This window comes from Alloyangia mangrovi, from assembly GCF_002300555.2.
Taxonomy (GTDB): Bacteria; Pseudomonadota; Alphaproteobacteria; order Rhodobacterales; family Rhodobacteraceae; genus Salipiger; species Salipiger mangrovi.
Genome location: NZ_NTHN02000081.1, coordinates 1 through 17,267, shown reverse-complemented (window position 1 = coordinate 17,267; position 17,267 = coordinate 1). Strand labels below are relative to the sequence as shown.

The window sequence follows — 17,267 nt, the reverse complement described above, 5'->3', positions numbered from 1 at the left end:
CCACCAGCGCAACGGTGGTCCGGCCGCAGCAGCGCCCCCTGCCCGCATGCCCAGAGCAGCGGCGGCGCGTCCTCCATCTCTGCAAGCCCCGGCGGGTAGTCCGGCCCGCCGCGAAACACCAATCGCGCGCCAGCGCGCGCGCCGGCCTCGATCTCGGCCAAGACCACGCCTTCGGGACAGGTCCTGTAGCCCTCGACCCCGGCCTCTGCCGCCACACGTGGCAGTGCCGCCAGCCCCTCCGCGGCAGAGCCATGTTCCGACAGGAGCCGCCAGAAGGTCGATGGTCCCACCCGGCGAGAGCGCAAGAGACGGAGCCAGTCCAGCCGGTCGGCTTCCGTGGTGGGTGGGAGTGGGGGGTGGTTGGAAGTCTGTCTGGGCCCGGTCATCCTGATCCCGCCTCTTGCGAGATCCTCTTTACCCGATGACTGGTTAAGCAAGCATGAAGCGCAGCCCCGCCCGTTCTTCTAGGCGCAAATATCCCGGGGAGTGCGAGGGGCAGCGCCCCTCGCCTCACAAGGTGCCGCGCCGGGGCTCAGCTGCCGGCGCCCCCCACGGTCAGCCCGCCGATCATCACCGTCGGCTGGCCGACGCCCACCGGCACCCATTGCCCCTGCTTGCCGCAGTTGCCCATGCCAGGATCAAGCGCCATGTCATTGCCGAGCGCCCGCACGTGCTGCAGCGCGGTCGCCCCGTCGCCGATCAGAGTCGCGCCCTTGACCGGAGCCCCGACCTTGCCGTTCTTCACGCGGTAGGCCTCGGTGCAGGAGAAGACAAACTTGCCGTTGGTGATGTCCACCTGCCCGCCGCCGAAGCCGACGGCCCAGATGCCGTCCTTGAGATCCGCGACGATGTCAGCGGGGTCGGCGGCGCCGCCTTCCATGATGGTGTTGGTCATCCGCGGCATCGGCGCATGGGCATAGCTCTCGCGGCGGCCGTTGCCGGTGGCGGCGACCCCCATCAGCCGGGCGTTCTGCCGGTCCTGCATGTAGCCCACGAGGATGCCGTCCTCGATCAGCACGTTGCGCGCCGAGGGCGTGCCCTCGTCGTCCACCGTGATCGAGCCGCGGCGGTCCGGCATCGTGCCGTCGTCCACCACGGTGACCCCGGGCGCGGCGACGCGCTGACCCATGAGCCCGGCGAAGGCCGAGCTGCCCTTGCGGTTGAAGTCGCCCTCGAGCCCGTGGCCCACCGCCTCGTGCAGCAGGATGCCCGGCCAGCCCGGCCCGAGCACGATGTCCATGACGCCCGCCGGCGCATCCTCGGCGTTGAGGTTCACCAGCGCGACCCGCAACGCCTCGCGCGCCTGTGCCTGCCAGGACGACGGTTCCAGCAGCCCGTCCAGCAGGTAGCGCCCGCCGCCCGAGGCGGCGCCCTGCTCGCGGCGGCCGTTCTCCTCGACGATGACCGAGACGGTGACCCGGGTCATCGGACGCACGTCCGACACCAGACCGCCCTCGGGCCGCAGGATCGCAACCTCCTGGCAGGAGGCGGCGATGGTGGCGGTGACCTGCACCACACGCGCATCGAGGTCGCGGGCGAAGGCGTCGATCTCGCGCAGGGTCTCGAGCTTCACCGAGAAGCTGTGCCCGGCGATCGGATCGGCATCGGTGTAGAGCTTGCGGTTGGTGCCCGCGGGCGGCGGCGCCAGCACGCCGCCGCCATCGCCGACCGCCAGCCGGGCGGTCTCGACGGCGCGGGCGATCGCCTGTTCGGAGATCTCGGTGGAATGGGCATAGCCCGCCACCTCGCCGCGCACCGCACGCAGGCCGAAGCCCTCGGAGGCGTCGTAGCTGGCGGTCCTGATTCGCCCGTCATCAAGCACGAGGGCCTCGCCGCGGCGGCGTTCGAGGAACAATTCGCCGTCATCCGCCCCCGCGACAGCGTTACGCAGCTGCCCCAGTGTGCGGTCCAGATCGAGGGCCGTTTCAAAGGGCCGGAAGGGGCTTTCGCTCATGTGGTCATCCTTTTAGATTTGATCTGGATCAAAAAAGTGCGCTTTTGCCGCAAGCGTTCATCTTTATTTGATGGGCGCAATGTGCTTTTTAAAGTCCACAACAACAGGGAGGAGGCTCTTCGGGCGGCGGCTCGGGGGTGAATCCTCCTGTCCGCAGAGAAGAATGACAACCGGATCAGGTGATACATGCGTAAACTATCGATGCTGAAGGGCCGCGCCACCGGCACCCTCGCCGCAGCCCTCGCCGCTGTGCAGGCGGCGCCTGCCCTGGCGCAGGACTCGCTGGAGCTGGTCGGCCACCCGCAGGCCGGCGGCATGGGCTTCCAGCCCGCCTCGACCGAGCTGGCACGCGATCTTCAATGGCTCGACGGGATGCTGCTCGTCATCATCACCGCGATCTGCATCCTGGTTGTCGCGCTGCTGGCCTTCGCCGTGCTGCGCTACAACAGCAAGGCCAACCCCAGCCCCAAGAGCTTCACCCACAACTCGCCACTGGAGATTGCCTGGACCCTGGGTCCGATCGTGATCCTCGTGGTGATCGGCGCCTTCTCCCTGCCGGTGCTGTTCAAGCAGCAGGAAATCCCCGAGGGCGACGTGGTGATCAAGGTCACCGGCTACCAGTGGTACTGGGGCTACGAGTACGTCGGCACCGATCTCGCCTACGAAGGCTACATGATCGGCGCGCCCGCGACCGGCGGCGACAACCGCTTCAGCACCGACGTGTCGACCCAGCTCCACGAAGCCGGCTACAATGACAGCGAGTTCCTGCTGGCCACCGACACCTCTGTGGTCGTCCCGGTGGGCAAGACCGTGGTCATGCAGGTGACCGGCGCCGACGTGATCCACTCCTGGACCATCCCTGCCTTCGGCGTGAAGCAGGACGCCGTGCCGGGCCGCATCGCCGAGCTTTGGTTCAAGCCCGAGCGCGAAGGCGTGTTCTTCGGCCAGTGCTCCGAGCTTTGCGGCATCAGCCACGCCTACATGCCGATCACCGTCAAGGTGGTCAGCCAGGAGGCCTATGACGCTTGGCTCGCCGCCTCGCAGGACGAGGGCGGCTACGTCGACGTGCGCCAGTTCCTCGCCGCGTCGTAATACTTTACACTAGGGAGGCGCGCCCCGAGGAGGAGGGCGCGTTTCCAAGACCTGAATCGAGACCAAGATGAGCGACCTCACCACCAATCCCGCAGCCCAGGCAGCCCGCGCGTCGGAGTACGACGCGCAGTTCGGCGACTATTTCGCCCTGCTCAAGCCGCGCGTCATGACGCTGGTGGTCTTCACCGCCTTCGTCGGCCTGCTGGCCGCTCCGGTCCCGGTTCATCCCTTCATCGGTTTCTGCGCGATCCTCTTCATCGCCGTGGGCGGCGGTGCCTCGGGCGCGCTGAACATGTGGTGGGACGCCGATATCGACGCGGTGATGAAGCGCACTGCCAAGCGCCCGATCCCTTCGGGCCGCGTGCAACCGGGCGAGGCGCTGGCCATCGGCCTCGCACTCTCGGGTTTCTCCTGCGTCTTCCTGGCGCTGGCCACCAACGCCCTGGCGGGCGGGCTGCTGGCCTTCACCATCTTCTTCTACGTGGTGGTCTACACCATGTGGCTGAAGCGCTCGACACCGCAGAACATCGTCATCGGCGGCGCCGCGGGCGCCTTCCCGCCGATGATCGGCTGGGCCGCCGCGACCGGATCGGTCAGCGTCGAGGCCGTGCTGATGTTCTGCCTGACCTTCATGTGGACCCCGCCGCACTTCTGGGCTCTCGCGCTGTTCATGCGCTCCGATTACGACGATGCGAAGGTGCCGATGCTGACCGTGACCCACGGCCGCCGCTCGACCCGCAAGCATATCCTCGTCTACACCATCCTGCTGGCCGCGCTGGCCATCGGCACCGGCTTCACCTCGGTGGGCGGGCCGATCTACCTGGCCGTCGCGCTGGTGCTGAACGTGCTCTTCCTCAAGGGCGCCTGGGACATCTTCCGCCGCGACGAGACCATGTCCGAGGCGGACAACTTCAAGACCGAAAAGAGCTTCTTCAAGCTCTCGCTGCTCTACCTCTTCGCGCATTTCGGCGCGATCCTGGTCGAGGCGGGGCTGGCCCGTTTCGGCATCGACCTGCTGGGAGCCTTCTGATGGGCATCGCGCACGAACACGAGCTGCACCAGCGCCGCCGCGGCCGCAACATCGGCGTGGGCCTGACGCTCGCCGCCTTCATCGCCATCGTCTTCGGGCTGACCATCGTCAAGATCGGCTCGGGCGACTTCGGCGCTGCCAATGCGCCGGAACAGGGACAGGTCCAGAATGGCAACTAAGGGGACCACCAAAACCCTCTGGTCGCTGATCGGCGTGGTGGTCTTCATGGGCGCCATGGCCTGGACAGCGGTGCCATTCTACAACTGGTTCTGCCGGGTCACCGGCTACGGCGGCACCACCAATGTCGCCACCGGGGAATCCTCGCAGATCCTCGACCGCACCATCAAGATCCGCTTCGATGCCTCGAAGGATCGCGGCTTCCCCTGGGAATTCAAGCCGATGCAGACCGAGATGACGCTGCGCATTGGCGAGGACGGGCTGGCCTTCTACGAGGCCTACAACCCCACCGACCGCCCCATCGCCGGGCAAGCCGCCTACAACGTGGCCCCCTATGACGCGGGCGCCTATTTCAGCAAGATCGAATGCTTCTGCTTCACCGAGCAGGTGCTGATGCCCGGCGAGCGGGTGGAAATGCCGGTGAGCTTCTACGTCGACCCCGAGATCGTCAACGATCCCGACGCGAAGTTCGCCAAGCACATCACGCTCAGCTACACATTCTACGAGATCGACCTGCCAGAGGAGACGCAGGCCGCTCTTGCCAAGGAAGAAGCGGACACGAGCTCCGTGAACTGACCGCCTGACCAACGAGGGAATCGAGATGGCGCATGCAAAGAACCACGACTACCACATCCTGCCCCCATCAGCCTGGCCGCTGATCGGCTCGGCCTCCGCCTTCGTCATGCTGTTCGGCGCGGTGCTTTGGATGCATGACCACGGGCCGTGGATCTTCCTCGCCGGCTTCGTCGGGGTGCTCTACACCATGTTCGGCTGGTGGTCGGACGTGATCGCGGAAAGCCGCGTGGGCGACCATACCCCGGTGGTGCAGATCGGCCTGAAATACGGCTTCATCCTGTTCATCATGTCCGAGGTAATGTTCTTCTTCGCCTGGTTCTGGTCGTTCTTCAAACACGCCCTCTACCCGATGGGCCCGAATTCCCCCGCGGTCGACGGCGTCTGGCCGCCCGCGGGGATCGAGACCTTCGATCCCTGGCACCTGCCGCTGATCAACACGCTGATCCTGCTCTGCTCGGGCGCCGCGGTGACCTGGGCGCACCATGCGCTTGTGCATGAGAACAACCGCCAGGACATGAAGTGGGGCCTGACCATCGGCATCGCGCTCGGCGTGCTTTTCACGGTCTTCCAGGCCTACGAGTACAGCCACGCCGCCTTCGGCTTCTCGGGCAACATCTACGGCGCCAACTTCTTCATGGCGACGGGCTTCCACGGCACCCATGTGATCATCGGCACGATCTTCCTCTTCGTCTGCCTGCTGCGGCTGATGAAGGGCGACTTCACGCCAACCAAGCACATCGGTTTCGAGGCCGCCGCCTGGTACTGGCACTTCGTCGACGTGGTGTGGCTCTTCCTCTTCGCCTCGGTCTACATCTGGGGCGGCTGAGCCCGGCCTGCACGCTTCGTCCCTCGGGACCGCAGACGCCCGCCGCTTCCGGCGGGCGTTTCGCATCTGCCCGCCGCCGCGCTGCCCGGGGCAGCCTCCGGCGGGCGTATTTGGAAAGAGAAGAAGCCCCGAAGCGGCATTTCTTCTGGGCTTAAATATCCCGGGGGAGGCGCGCAGCGCCGGGGGCGGAGCCCCCAGCCATCCGCCGCGGCCCCCCCTGCACATGCCTTCCCGCTCAATCGCGCCTTGATGTGCCCTGCGCAGAGGCGCTAAAGCAGGCAGGACGCGCAGGCGCCCCGCCCCTCGACCGAAAAGCCGGACCCGGACCTACTTGACCCGCTACCTCGCTCCCCTCCTCTTTGGCCTGATCGGCGCCGGGATCCTGGTCTCTCTGGGCAGCTGGCAGCTGCGCCGGCTCGAGTGGAAAGAGGCCGTTCTGGCCGAGATCGAGGCGCGCATTTCCGGCCCGGCCGAACCCCTGCCCCAAATGATCTCGCCCGAGGAACAGCGCTACCAGCCCGTTGCCTTGCAGGGAGAGATCCTGCCCGGCGAGATCCGCGTGCTGGTCAGCCAGAAGCAGGTCGGCGCGGGTTACCGGATCATCTCGCCCTTCAGGGTCGAGGGCGCGCCGGGGGGGGCCGCGCCTGCTGCTGCTCGACCGCGGCTTCACCGCCGATGCAAACAAGGACGCCGCGCGCAGCACCGGGACGGTCACCGTGACCGGCAACCTGCACTGGCCGGACGACCGCAACAGCTCGACGCCGGAGAACGACCTCAAGGCGAACATCTGGTTCGCCCGCGACATCGGCGCCATGGCAGAGGTGCTGCAGACCGAGCCGCTGCTCGTCGTGGCGCGCGAGATCGACCCCGCCGACCCCAAGATCCAGCCGCTGCCAGTCAGCCCCAGCGGCATCCCGAACGATCACCTGCAATATGCCATCACCTGGTTCTCTCTGGCCGTGGTGTGGCTGATCATGACCGGCTATTACATCCGCCGGCAGTCCAAGACAGGAAAGGCCTGAGCCCCATGAGCCCTATCCGCTACATCTCGACCCGTGGCAAAGCCCCGGCGCTCAGCTTCGAAGAGGCCATGCTCTCCGGCCTCGCCCGTGACGGCGGCCTCTACGTGCCCGAGACCGTGCCGGTGATGACCCCCGGCGACATCCGCGCCCTGAACGGCCTGTCGTACGAGGAAGTCGCCTTTCGCGTCATGCGCCCCTTTGTCGGCGACAGCTTCAGCGACGAGACCTTCGGGGATCTGATCTCCAAGGCCTATGCCGGTTTCGGCCACAACGCCCGCGCACCGATGGTGCAGCTGGCGCCCAACCATTTCCTGCTGGAGCTGTTCCACGGCCCGACGCTGGCGTTCAAGGACTTCGCCATGCAGCTCATCGGCCAGCTCTTCCAGGAAGCGCTGACCCGCCGCGGCGAGCGCGTGACCATCGTCGGCGCCACCTCGGGCGACACCGGCTCGGCGGCGATCGAGGCCTTCAAGGGGCTCGACGCGGTGGATGTCTTCATCCTCTTCCCGCATGGCCGCGTCTCGGAGGTGCAGCGCCGCCAGATGACCACGCCGCCCGAGGCCAACGTCCACGCGCTGGCGCTCGACGGGCATTTCGACGACTGCCAGTCCAAGCTCAAGGACATGTTCAATGACTTCACCTTCCGCGACGAGGTGCGGCTGGCGGGCGTGAACTCGATCAACTGGGCCCGCGTGCTGGCGCAGGTGGTCTACTACTTCTCGTCGGCGGTCTCGCTCGGCGCGCCGGACCGCAAGGTCAGCTTCACCGTGCCGACCGGCAACTTCGGCGACATCTTCGCGGGCTACATCGCCAAGAAGATGGGGCTGCCGATCGACCGGCTGGTGGTGGCGACCAACCAGAACGACATCCTGCACCGCTGCCTGTCGACCGGCGACTACCAGACCTCGGAGGTGCACCCGTCGATCAGCCCCTCGATGGACATCCAGGTGAGCAGCAACTTCGAGCGCGCGCTCTTCGACGCCTACGGTCGCGACGGCGTCGCCGTGGCGCAGCTGATGGACGAGCTGAAGGCGGGCGGCTTCCACGTGAGCCAGGGCGCGCTGCAGGCATTGCGCGAGCATTTCGAGAGCGGCCGCGCCTCGGAAGAAGAAACGCTGGCCACCATCGCGCAGGCGCGCGAGACCATGGGCGAGCTGCTGTGCCCGCACTCCGCCATCGGCGTGAAGGTGGCAGAGCAGCACCGCACCCCCTCGGTGCCGATGATCACCCTTGCCACCGCGCATCCGGCGAAATTCCCCGACGCCGTCGAGAAGGCCAGCGGCATTCGCCCGCCCCTGCCGGCGCGCATGGCCGACCTCTTCGACCGCCCCGAGCGCGTCACCCGCGTGCCCAACGATCTGGCGGCACTCGAAACCCTCATCCGGGAGCGTATCTCCAAGTGACCGTGCAACTCACAACCCTGAAGAACGGATTCCGCATCGTCTCGGAGCGCGTTCCCAGCCTGCAATCCGCCTCGCTCGGCATCTGGGTCACCGCCGGTGGCCGCAACGAGCGGCTCGAGCAGAACGGCATCGCGCATTTCCTCGAGCATATGGCGTTCAAGGGCACCAAGACCCGCAACGCACTGCAGATCGCCGAGGCGATCGAGGACGTGGGCGGCTATATCAACGCCTATACCTCGCGCGAGGTAACTGCCTATTACGCCCGCGTGCTGGAGAATGACACGCGGCTCGCCATGGACGTGATCGGCGACATCCTGATGAACCCGATCTTCGAGCCCAAGGAAATCGAGACCGAGCGTCACGTAATCCTGCAGGAGATCGGCCAGGCGCTCGACACGCCGGACGACGTGATCTTCGACTGGCTGCAGGAACGCGCCTACACCGACCAGGCGCTCGGGCGCACGATCCTCGGCGAAGCGACCAACGTGAAGTCCTTCGGACGCGACGATCTCGCAGCCTTCGTCGACGAGCACTACGGCCCGGGCCAGATGATCCTGTCGGCCGCCGGCGCGGTCGATCACGAGGCGCTGGTGGCACAAGCCGAAGGGCTGTTCGGCCACATGGCGCCGCGGCAGGCCCCGGGCGCCGAGAACGCCCGCTTCACCGGCGGCGAGTTCCGCCGCGAAAAGTCGCTCGAACAGGCGCATCTGGCGCTGGCCTTCGAGGGGCCGGGCTACCGCGACCCCGCCTTCTACACCGCGCAGATTTACTCGATCGCGCTCGGGGGCGGGATGTCCTCGCGGCTGTTCCAGGAGATCCGCGAGAAGCGCGGGCTCTGCTACACGATCTTTGCCCAGACCGGCGCCTATGACGAAACCGGCCTTGCCACGATCTACGCCGGCACTTCGGGAGAGGAAGTCGACGAGCTGGCACGGCTGACCATTGACGAGATGAAGCGCGCCGCCGAGGACATGTCCCCCGAAGAGGTCGCCCGCGCCCGCGCGCAGATGAAGGCCGGGCTGCTCATGGGGCTGGAGAGCTCGTCCTCCCGCGCCGAGCGCATGGCGCGCATGGTGCAGATCTGGGGCGAGGTGCCGCCGATCGAGGAGACCGTCGAGAAGATCGACAATGTCACCACCGGCGACGTGCGCGATTTCGCCGAGACGATCGCCGCCGAGGCCCCCGCGGCGCTGGCGCTCTACGGGCCGGTCGGCAGCGCGCCGGGGCTCGACGAGCTTCAGGCACAGCGGGCCGCCTGATGCTGGGACGGCGGCGGAAGTTCAGGCTCGACAGCGAGCGCCTGATCCTGCGCCCGCCGCTCCATGGCGATTTCAACGCCTGGGTCGCGCTGCGGTTGCAGAGCAAGGATTACCTGACACCCTGGGAGCCTTCCTGGGCGGAGGATCACCTGTCGCGGCGCGCCTTCACCAACCGCGTCTACTGGGCGCAGCGCTCGATCAACGCGGGCTCGGCCGTCCCGCTTTTCGTCATCCGGCGCGAGGATCAGGTGCTGGTCGGGGCGATCACCCTCGACAATATCCGCCGCGGCCCGGCCCAGTCGGGCACGCTCGGCTACTGGACGGGACAGCCCTTTTCCCGCCACGGCTACATGCGCGAGGCGATCGCGGCGCTGGTCCACCACGCCTTCACCGCGATGGATCTCAGCCGCATCGAGGCCGCCTGCCTGCCCGAGAACGTCGCCTCGCGCGGGTTGCTGGAAAGCTCCGGCTTCAAATACGAGGGCGTGGCGCAGAGCTACCTGCAGATCAACGGCCGCTGGCGCACGCACGTGCTCTACAGCGCGCTGCGGCTCGACCGGCGCGGGCGGACGCAGGTCGGCTGAAGGAGCGGCACATCGCCGGGATTTCAAGCGGTGGAGCGCATTCGCGCGAAGCCCAAAGCGCACCCCACGTAAATTTTAGCCCCGCGACGGGCGATCCCGGCTTAGGCTGCTTCCCGAAAGGAGCCCCGCCATGCCGCGCCCTGCCCTTGTCTCCGCCGCCGCGCTCATCCCGCTGCTGAGTGCCTCCCTGCCCGCCGAGGCGCAGCAACGCCGCGCCTCCCATTGCATCGCCATCGCCGACGCCGCGCCCGGCGTGCCCTACCTGCACAAGGCCGCATGGACCGATCCGGTGCCCGAGTATTCGGTGCGCATCCAGTACCTCTCACATGCCTCGTTCCTGATCCAGACCCGCGGCGGGCTGGACGCGGTGACCGATTTCACCGGCTACATCGGGAACGTGCCGATGATCCCCGACGTGGTCACCATGAACCACGCCCACACCAGCCACTGGACCGCCAATCCCGATCCGGCGATCCCGCATATCCTCGAGGGCTGGGGACCGTTCGGCGAGGGCATTGAGCATCACCTCGACCTCGGCGAGATGCTGGTGCGCAATGTCTCGACCGACATCCGCTCGGCCTATGGCGGCACCGAGGAAAACGGCAACTCGATCTTCGTCTTCGAGGTCGAAGGGCTCTGCATCGGCCATCTCGGCCACCTCCACCACGAGCCGAGCGCCGAGCAATACGCCGCGCTTGGCCGGATCGACGTGCTTATGGTCCCGGTGGACGGCGGCATGACCATGCCGCTCGAGGACATGGAGCGCGTGGTCGAGAGGTTGCGCAGCTCGGTGATCCTGCCGATGCATTGGTTCTCGGGTGCCTCGCTGGAGCGCTTCATCGCCGACGTGTCGGACACATTCCCGGTCGAGCGCCGCGACAGCTCCGAGCTGATCATCGGCCTGAGCGACCTGCCCCCGCAGCCGACGGTCATGGTGCTGCCGCCCGAATGGCTCAGCGAATGAGACTCCTGTCGTGCTGGACGTCGCCCCCGGGCGACGCCAGTATGGCCGCGCGCCGCCCTCCCGCGGCGCCAATACAGGAGCCCCGCACCATGCCCCTCTCTCGCCCCCTCTCCGCCGCAGGCCAAGCAACATGCTGAAATCCGTGGTTTTCGATCTCGACGGCACGCTGATCGACAGCGCCCCCGACCTGCACCGCGCCGCCAATGTCGTACTGCGCAGCGAGGGACTGCCCGAGATCACCTTCGATCAGGCCCGCAGCTTCATCGGCAAGGGCGCCTCGGTGCTCATCGAGCGGGTGGTCGAAAGCGTGGGGCTCGCAGACGATCCCGAAGCGCATCCGCGGCTTCTGGGCAAGTTCATGCGCGAGTACGAACGCGATCCGGCGCTGACGGTGCTTTACCCCGGGGTGATCGACGCGCTGGCGCGACTCGAGCTGCTCGGCTGCGCCATGGGGCTCTGCACCAACAAGCCCGAGGCCCCGACCCATATCGCGCTGAAGCATTTCGGGCTCGACCGCCACCTGCGCGCCGTCGCCAGCGCCGACACGCTGCCGGTGCGCAAGCCCGACCCCGCGCCGCTGATCAAGGTCATGCATGATCTGGGCGGGCCGGGGCTCTACGTCGGCGACAGCGAGGTCGATGCCGAGACCGCAGAGCGCGCCGGCCTGCCCTTCGTTCTCTTCACCGAAGGCTACCGCAAATCCCCGGTCGAGGATCTGCCGCACGCCTATGCCTTCGACCATTGGGACCAGCTTCCCGGCATCGTGGCGCAGCACTTCGGCGCGCTGGAGGCCTGAGCCGCGGGGCGCTCAGCGCTTGACGGCGATCATGTCGATCAGCGCCGAGCGCCCGTTGTGGCCGCGACCCTCCTGGATGTTGAGCTCGTAGTCCTCGAGCACCTGCACCTGCATGTCGGCAAAGGCCTTGCGGAGCATCCCCGCGGTATAGAGGTTCTCGGCCACGCCCGGCCCGCCGGTGCCATATCGCAACTGCTGCGGCGTATAGCCATGCAGCAGCATCACCCCTCCGGGTTTCAGCGCCGCCTTCATCTTGTCGAAGAGCATCGCGCGCCCCTCGGCGCCGACGAACTGGATGAAGATGCCGACGACGAGATCGAATTCCGCCACCGGCCAGGACCAGTCGAAGACGTCCTGCACCGCGTAGTCGACCTCGACCCCGCGCTCGGCGGCCAGCCGCCGCGCCTTTTCGACCGCGGGCGCCGCGCCATCAAAGGCGCTGACCTTGAGCCCCTGCTTGGCTAGGTAGACAGAGTTGCGCCCCTCGCCATCGGCGACGCAGAGCGCCCGCGCGCCCGCCTTCAGCCAGTGGTTGCGGCGGATCAGAACCCCCGAAGGCTCGGTTCCATACACGTAATCCTCGACGGCATATCGTTCGTCCCACATGGGCGATGCTCCTCAAAAATACATACGGTTCAGATAGAAAGGCGCCCGAAGGCGACAAGCACGCGGCAATCGTTCACACCCTTTTGTCATTGACCCAGGGGCGGCGCGCTTGCGAAAACATGACTCCCTATAACACGAAAGCGCCGCAGATTGCGGCACAGCAGGAAAGACCCGCGCGATGATCCGCCGCTCGATGCGCAACTGGCTGCCGCTCGGCCTTGCCGCCGCCCTCACCATCACACCCCCCACCCTTGCCCTCGCCGAGGCGGAGCCCGCCGACTGGGAGGCCGTCTTGGCCGAGGCAGAGGGGCAGACCGTCTACTGGAACGCCTGGGGCGGGGCCGAGAACGTCAACGCCTTCATCGACTGGATCGGCGATCTGGCGCAGGACGAGTACGGCGTGACGCTCGAACACGTGAAGCTGTCGGATACCGCCGAGGCGGTGAGCCGGGTGCTCGCCGAGAAAACTGCGGGCAAGGACGCGGGCGGCGCCATCGATCTCATCTGGATCAACGGCGAGAACTTCGCGGCGATGAAGCGGCAGGGGCTGCTCTTCGGGCCGTGGTCCGAGGATCTGCCGAACTGGCAGCTGACCGACCCCAGTGCCAATGCCGCGTTGACCGCCGATTTCACCGTGCCGACCGAGGGGCTGGAAAGCCCCTGGGGCATGGCGCAGCTGGTCTTCTACCACGACACCACCCGCCTGCCAGAGCCGCCGCGCAGCATGGCGGCACTTGCAGACTGGGCGGCGCAGAACCCCGGCCGCTTCACCTACCCGCAACCGCCCGACTTCCTCGGCTCGACCTTCCTCAAACAGGCGCTGATCGAGGTAACGCCGGACGCGGCTGCCCTGTCGCAGCCGGTCGACGAGGCCGACTACGCCGCCGCCACCGCCCCGCTCTGGGACTGGCTCGATGCGCTGACGCCCAACCTCTGGCGGCAGGGCAAGGCCTATCCGCAGAACGCCCAGCGGATGATCCAGCTGATGGCCGACAGCGAGATCGATATCGGCTTCGAGTTCAATCCCAACGCCGCCTCCAACGCCATCGCCAACTTCCAGCTGCCCGACACCGTGCGCAGCTTCGTGCTCGAGGGCGGCTCTCTGGGCAACGCCAGCTTCGTCGCCATCCCCTACAACGCCAATGCCAAGGCGGGGGCCATGGTGATCGCCAACCTGCTGCTCTCGCCGCAGGCGCAGGCCCGTATGGCCAGCCCCGACGAGCTGGGCTTCGGCACCGTGCTGGCGATGGGCAGGCTGTCGGACGATCAGGTGCGGCTCTTCGACGAGATTCCCGTGGGCATCGCCACGCTGACGCCCGAGGAGCTGGGCCCTACCCTGCCCGAACCGCATCCGTCCTGGATGGAAAAGCTCGAGGAAGACTGGACCGCGCGCTACGGCGTGGCGCCCTGAGTGGCCCTCTCGCTGACCCGCGCGGCACCGGCCCTGACCCTGCTGGCGCTGCTCGGGCCGGTGACGGCGGGGCTGGCAGGTACGCTGGCACCCGCCTTCGGTTTGATGCCAGCGCTTGGCGGGACCGAGGTCAGCCTTGAGCCTTTCCGCGCCTTGTTTGGCTGGCCGGGCCTGCCGCGGGCGGTGGGCCTGTCGCTCTTCACCGGGCTCGCGGCCACGCTGGTCTCGCTGGCGCTAACGGTGCTGATCTGCGCCGGATGGCAGGGGACTCGAGCCTTCACCGCGCTCGAGCGCGCCCTCTCGCCGCTCTTGTCGGTGCCCCATGCCGCGGCCGCCTTCGGGCTGGCCTTCCTCATCGCCCCCTCGGGCTGGATCGCCCGGCTACTGGCAATGCCGCTGGGATGGGACCGCCCGCCGGATATCCTGATCCTGCAGGACCCCTTCGGCTTGTCGCTGATTGCCGGGCTGGTGGTGAAGGAGATGCCCTTCCTGCTGCTGATGACCCTCGCCGCCCTGCCCGCGCTGCGCCCGGCGCAGAGCCTCGCCACCGCGCAGGCGCTCGGCTACGGGCGCGTTACTGCATGGTTCAAGGTGATCCTGCCGCGCCTCTACCCGCAGATCCGCCTGCCGGTCTACGCGGTATTGGCATTCTCGGTCTCGGTGGTCGACGTGGCGATGATCCTCGGGCCGGGCACCCCTCCGCCGCTGGCGGTGCAGGTGCTTAAATGGATGAACGACCCCGACCTCGCGATGCGCTTCCGCGCCGCCGCCGGGGCGCTGCTGCTGCTGGCCCTGACCGTGGCCGGGCTGCTGCTCTGGCGCGGCGGAGAGATCGCCCTCTCGCGCCTCTCGGCGCGCTGGTTGACCGCCGGAGGACGCGGCCACGGCGAAGGGCCGCTGCGCGCTCTGGGCCTCGGCTTCGGCGCGCTCTCGGCGGCACTGGTGCTGCTGGGTCTCATCGGGCTGGCAATCTGGTCCGTCGCCGGGCTCTGGCGCTTCCCCGAAATGCTGCCACAGGGATGGACCCTGCGCAGCTGGATGCGTCACGGACCCGAGATGCTGGCGCTCTTCGGACGGACGCTGCTGATCGCCGCCATGTCTTCCGGCATCGCCATGATCCTCACGACCGCCTGTCTCGAGGCCGAGCAGCGCCACGGGCTGCGGCCCGGCACCCGGGCGCTTTGGCTGCTTTACCTGCCGCTGCTCGTGCCCCAGATCGCCTTCCTGCCGGGGCTGCAGGTGGCCGGGCTGCTCTCCGGACTCGACGGCACGCTGGCGGCGGTGATCGCCGTGCATGTGGTCTTCGTGCTGCCCTATGCCTTCCTGTCGCTCTCGGATCCCTACCGCGCGCTCGATCCGCGCTACGCCGCCGTTGCCCACGCGCTGGGACGCGGCCCGAGCGCCACCTTCTGGCGCGTGCGCCTGCCCTTGTTGCTGCGCCCCTGCCTCACCGCTGCCGCGGTCAGCGCCGCGGTGAGCGTCGGGCAATACCTGCCGACCCTGTTCATCGGCGGCGGCCGCGTGCCGACCCTGACCACCGAGGCGCTCGCCCTCGCCTCTGGCGGCGACCGGCGGATCATCGGCGTCACCGCGCTCGCGCAGACCGGTGCGGCCTTCCTGCCCTTCGCGCTTGCGCTGCTGATCCCGGCGCTGGCCTGGCGCAACCGGCGGGGGATGCGGCATGGCTGAGGGGCTGATCTTCGACCGCTTGCGCATCGCCCATCACGGCGCCCCCCCTGCTGTCGCTTGACGCAACCGTCGCGCCGGGCGAGGTGCTGACCGTCATGGGCCCCTCCGGCTCGGGCAAGTCCACGCTGCTGGCGTCGATCATCGGCACGCTGGCGCCCGGGTTCACGCTTTCGGGGCGGATCGTGCTGGATGGCACCGAGATCACCCACCTGCCGCCCGAGCAGCGCCGCACCGGCATCCTGTTCCAGGACGAGCTGCTGTTTCCCCACCTCTCGGTCGGCGGCAACCTCGGCTTCGGCCTTCCGCCAAGACTGCGCGGCAAAGCCCGCCGCGAGAAGATCGACGCCGCTCTGCGCGACATCGGCCTAGAGGGCTTCGCCAAGCGCGATCCGGCCACACTCTCGGGCGGGCAGAAGGCGCGCGTCGCGCTGATGCGCATGCTGCTGGCCGGGCCCCGCGCACTGCTGCTCGACGAGCCCTTCTCCAAGCTCGACGCGACCCGCCGCGGACAAATCCGCGCGCTGGTCTTCGAGCGGGCGCGGGCGCAGGGACTGCCGGTACTGCTGGTGACCCACGACCCCGAGGATGCCGAGTCCGCCGGCGGGCGGATCATCACCCTTGGCTGACCCCCCCTTGCGGCCTGCGCCGATCCGCGAAAAGGTTGCGCCAAAAGGGGTTCGCGGGAGGAGACGCAGCTTGGAGATCGGACTGGACCTCGGCACAAGCTCGGTGATCGGCCTGCTCTGCGAGGCAGGCAGGCCCCGCGCCGAGGCCCGCCGCGCGCTCACCACTGCCTCGCCCATGCCCTATGCGTCGGAACAAACCCCCGGGGACTGGTGGCAGGCGGCGCGCGCGGTGCTCGCCGAGCTCGTCACGCCCCTGCCCGAGGCCGAGCGCCGGAGCATCAGGGCCATCGCCCTCTCCGGCCAGATGCACGGCGCGGTGCTGCTGGACGCCGCCGGCGACGTGCTGCGACCGGCAATGCTTTGGAACGACGGCCGCGCCCATGCCGAATGCGGCCTGCTGCAGGAGGCGCTGCCGGGGATCGGCACTCGTGCCGGTGTCCCGCCGCTGCCGGGCTTCACCGCCCCGAAGCTGCTCTGGCTGGCCCGGCACGAGCCCGAGACCCACGCCCGCATCGCCCATGTGCTGCTGCCCAAGGACTACCTCGGCCTGTGCCTGCACGGCGGCTACGCCACCGACCCTTCGGACGCGGCCGGAACGCTCTGGTTCGACCAGTCGCGGCGGTGCTGGTCGGGCGCGCTCTGCGCCGCCTCCGCCACCAACCCGGGCTGGCTGCCGCCGGTGCTGGAGGGCGCGCAGGTCGCGGGACAAATCCTCCCGCAAGTCGCCGCCGACCTCGGCCTGTCGCCCAAGGTGCAAATCGTCACCGGCGGCGGCGACGCGGCGACCGGCGCGGTGGCCGTCGGCGCCGTGGAGGATGGCACCGGGCTCATCTCGCTCGGCACCTCCGGGCAGTTCCTGCTGGCGGGCAATGACTACCGCCCGAACCCCGGCGCCTTCGTGCATGCCTTCGCCCATACCTTGCCCGGGCGCTGGTACCAGATGGCCGCGATGCTCAACGGTGCCCGCCCGATGGCCTGGTTCGCCGGGGTCTCCGGAGCCGAGATCGGCGCGCTGCTGCAGGAGGCGGCGGAGGTGCCCGAGACCCGCGTGCCGCTCTTTCTGCCCTATCTCACCGGCGAGCGCAGCCCGCATGGCGACCCGCACATCCGCGGCGGCTTCTTCGGGCTCGAGGACAGCACCTCCCGCGCCGCGATGATGCGCGCGGTGGTCGAGGCAGTGGCTTTCTGCTTCGCCGACGCGGTGCGCAGCTTCGGCCCGGCCGCGCAGGGGCTGGCGCCGCTGCCGCGCTCG

At 68.3% G+C, this 17,267-nt stretch carries 15 protein-coding genes and 3 pseudogenes; 15 read left to right on the top strand and 3 right to left on the bottom strand.

Features of this window, described 5'->3' with window-relative positions; genetic code table 11:
• A pseudogene (locus CLG85_RS25225) lies at positions 1 to 386 on the bottom strand (DNA-processing protein DprA); the annotation flags it as partial.
• 146 nt (positions 387 to 532) lie between these two features.
• Positions 533 to 1,954, bottom strand: coding sequence for a metalloprotease TldD (tldD, locus tag CLG85_RS25220; RefSeq protein WP_224843884.1), 1,422 nt, complete (start codon positions 1,952 to 1,954; stop codon positions 533 to 535).
• A gap of 186 nt (positions 1,955 to 2,140) precedes the next feature.
• Between tldD and coxB the strand changes: the two genes are divergently transcribed.
• From coxB to gph, 11 genes and pseudogenes are all read left to right on the top strand, one after another.
• Positions 2,141 to 3,046, top strand: coding sequence for a cytochrome c oxidase subunit II (coxB, locus tag CLG85_RS25215; protein WP_224843887.1), 906 nt, complete (start codon positions 2,141 to 2,143; stop codon positions 3,044 to 3,046).
• Positions 3,047 to 3,113: 67 nt separating this feature from the next.
• On the top strand, positions 3,114 to 4,076 hold the full coding sequence (cyoE, locus tag CLG85_RS25210; RefSeq protein WP_095881576.1) for a heme o synthase: 963 nt from the start codon (positions 3,114 to 3,116) through the stop codon (positions 4,074 to 4,076).
• Positions 4,076 to 4,255: a cytochrome c oxidase system small membrane protein gene (locus tag CLG85_RS25205; RefSeq protein ID WP_095881575.1), complete on the top strand. Its 180-nt coding sequence runs from the start codon at positions 4,076 to 4,078 to the stop codon at positions 4,253 to 4,255. The genes cyoE and CLG85_RS25205 overlap by 1 nt, the downstream gene beginning before the upstream one ends.
• The gene (locus tag CLG85_RS25200) at positions 4,245 to 4,829 is read left to right on the top strand and encodes a cytochrome c oxidase assembly protein (RefSeq protein ID WP_095881574.1); all 585 of its coding nucleotides are present in this window, start codon (positions 4,245 to 4,247) and stop codon (positions 4,827 to 4,829) included. Before CLG85_RS25205 ends, CLG85_RS25200 begins: the two co-directional genes overlap by 11 nt.
• Before the next feature lie 25 nt (positions 4,830 to 4,854).
• A complete protein-coding gene (locus CLG85_RS25195) occupies positions 4,855 to 5,655 on the top strand; it encodes a cytochrome c oxidase subunit 3 (protein ID WP_095881573.1) in 801 nt (266 codons plus the stop codon).
• 331 nt (positions 5,656 to 5,986) lie between these two features.
• Positions 5,987 to 6,677, top strand: a pseudogene (locus CLG85_RS25190) (SURF1 family protein).
• A 14-nt stretch (positions 6,678 to 6,691) separates the two neighbouring features.
• A complete protein-coding gene (gene thrC, locus CLG85_RS25185; protein WP_095881578.1) occupies positions 6,692 to 8,080 on the top strand; it encodes a threonine synthase in 1,389 nt (462 codons plus the stop codon).
• Complete coding sequence (locus CLG85_RS25180; RefSeq protein ID WP_095881571.1) at positions 8,077 to 9,339, top strand: M16 family metallopeptidase; 1,263 nt, start codon at positions 8,077 to 8,079, stop codon at positions 9,337 to 9,339. Before thrC ends, CLG85_RS25180 begins: the two co-directional genes overlap by 4 nt.
• A complete protein-coding gene (locus tag CLG85_RS25175) occupies positions 9,339 to 9,923 on the top strand; it encodes a GNAT family N-acetyltransferase (protein WP_095881570.1) in 585 nt (194 codons plus the stop codon). Before CLG85_RS25180 ends, CLG85_RS25175 begins: the two co-directional genes overlap by 1 nt.
• A 130-nt stretch (positions 9,924 to 10,053) precedes the next feature.
• Positions 10,054 to 10,887, top strand: a complete 834-nt coding sequence (locus CLG85_RS25170; RefSeq protein ID WP_095881569.1) for an MBL fold metallo-hydrolase — start codon at positions 10,054 to 10,056, stop codon at positions 10,885 to 10,887.
• A 130-nt stretch (positions 10,888 to 11,017) separates the two neighbouring features.
• Positions 11,018 to 11,683 carry a phosphoglycolate phosphatase gene (gene gph, locus CLG85_RS25165; protein ID WP_095881568.1) on the top strand — a complete coding sequence of 222 codons (666 nt, stop codon included), beginning with the start codon at positions 11,018 to 11,020 and terminating at the stop codon, positions 11,681 to 11,683.
• Positions 11,684 to 11,695: 12 nt separating this feature from the next.
• Here gph and CLG85_RS25160 read toward each other — a convergent pair whose 3' ends face one another.
• Positions 11,696 to 12,289, bottom strand: a complete 594-nt coding sequence (locus CLG85_RS25160; RefSeq protein ID WP_095881567.1) for an SAM-dependent methyltransferase — start codon at positions 12,287 to 12,289, stop codon at positions 11,696 to 11,698.
• A 193-nt stretch (positions 12,290 to 12,482) separates the two neighbouring features.
• On the opposite strand from CLG85_RS25160, the gene CLG85_RS25155 reads away from it, so the two are divergent.
• From CLG85_RS25155 to xylB, 4 genes and pseudogenes are all read left to right on the top strand, one after another.
• Entirely contained in the window at positions 12,483 to 13,700 is a 1,218-nt protein-coding gene (locus CLG85_RS25155) for an ABC transporter substrate-binding protein (protein WP_095881577.1), read from the top strand.
• Positions 13,701 to 15,389 carry an ABC transporter permease gene (locus tag CLG85_RS25150; protein ID WP_260350224.1) on the top strand — a complete coding sequence of 563 codons (1,689 nt, stop codon included), beginning with the start codon at positions 13,701 to 13,703 and terminating at the stop codon, positions 15,387 to 15,389.
• A pseudogene (locus tag CLG85_RS25145) lies at positions 15,382 to 16,015 on the top strand (ATP-binding cassette domain-containing protein). Before CLG85_RS25150 ends, CLG85_RS25145 begins: the two are co-directional and overlap by 8 nt.
• Positions 16,016 to 16,085: 70 nt before the next feature.
• The coding region (xylB, locus tag CLG85_RS25140; RefSeq protein WP_260350223.1) for a xylulokinase at positions 16,086 to 17,267 on the top strand (1,182 nt) is incomplete at its 3' end.

Bases quoted from the DNA above. Each gene is read 5' to 3' on its own strand.
- tldD (WP_224843884.1), bottom strand. From the start codon at position 1,954: ATGAGCGAAAGCCCCTTCCGGCCCTTTGAAACGGCCCTCGATCTGGAC.
- coxB (WP_224843887.1), top strand. From the start codon at position 2,141: ATGCGTAAACTATCGATGCTGAAGGGCCGCGCCACCGGCACCCTCGCC.
- cyoE (WP_095881576.1), top strand. From the start codon at position 3,114: ATGAGCGACCTCACCACCAATCCCGCAGCCCAGGCAGCCCGCGCGTCG.
- CLG85_RS25205 (WP_095881575.1), top strand. From the start codon at position 4,076: ATGGGCATCGCGCACGAACACGAGCTGCACCAGCGCCGCCGCGGCCGC.
- CLG85_RS25200 (WP_095881574.1), top strand. From the start codon at position 4,245: ATGGCAACTAAGGGGACCACCAAAACCCTCTGGTCGCTGATCGGCGTG.
- CLG85_RS25195 (WP_095881573.1), top strand. From the start codon at position 4,855: ATGGCGCATGCAAAGAACCACGACTACCACATCCTGCCCCCATCAGCC.
- CLG85_RS25175 (WP_095881570.1), top strand. From the start codon at position 9,339: ATGCTGGGACGGCGGCGGAAGTTCAGGCTCGACAGCGAGCGCCTGATC.
- CLG85_RS25170 (WP_095881569.1), top strand. From the start codon at position 10,054: ATGCCGCGCCCTGCCCTTGTCTCCGCCGCCGCGCTCATCCCGCTGCTG.
- gph (WP_095881568.1), top strand. From the start codon at position 11,018: ATGCTGAAATCCGTGGTTTTCGATCTCGACGGCACGCTGATCGACAGC.
- CLG85_RS25160 (WP_095881567.1), bottom strand. From the start codon at position 12,289: ATGTGGGACGAACGATATGCCGTCGAGGATTACGTGTATGGAACCGAG.
- CLG85_RS25155 (WP_095881577.1), top strand. From the start codon at position 12,483: ATGCGCAACTGGCTGCCGCTCGGCCTTGCCGCCGCCCTCACCATCACA.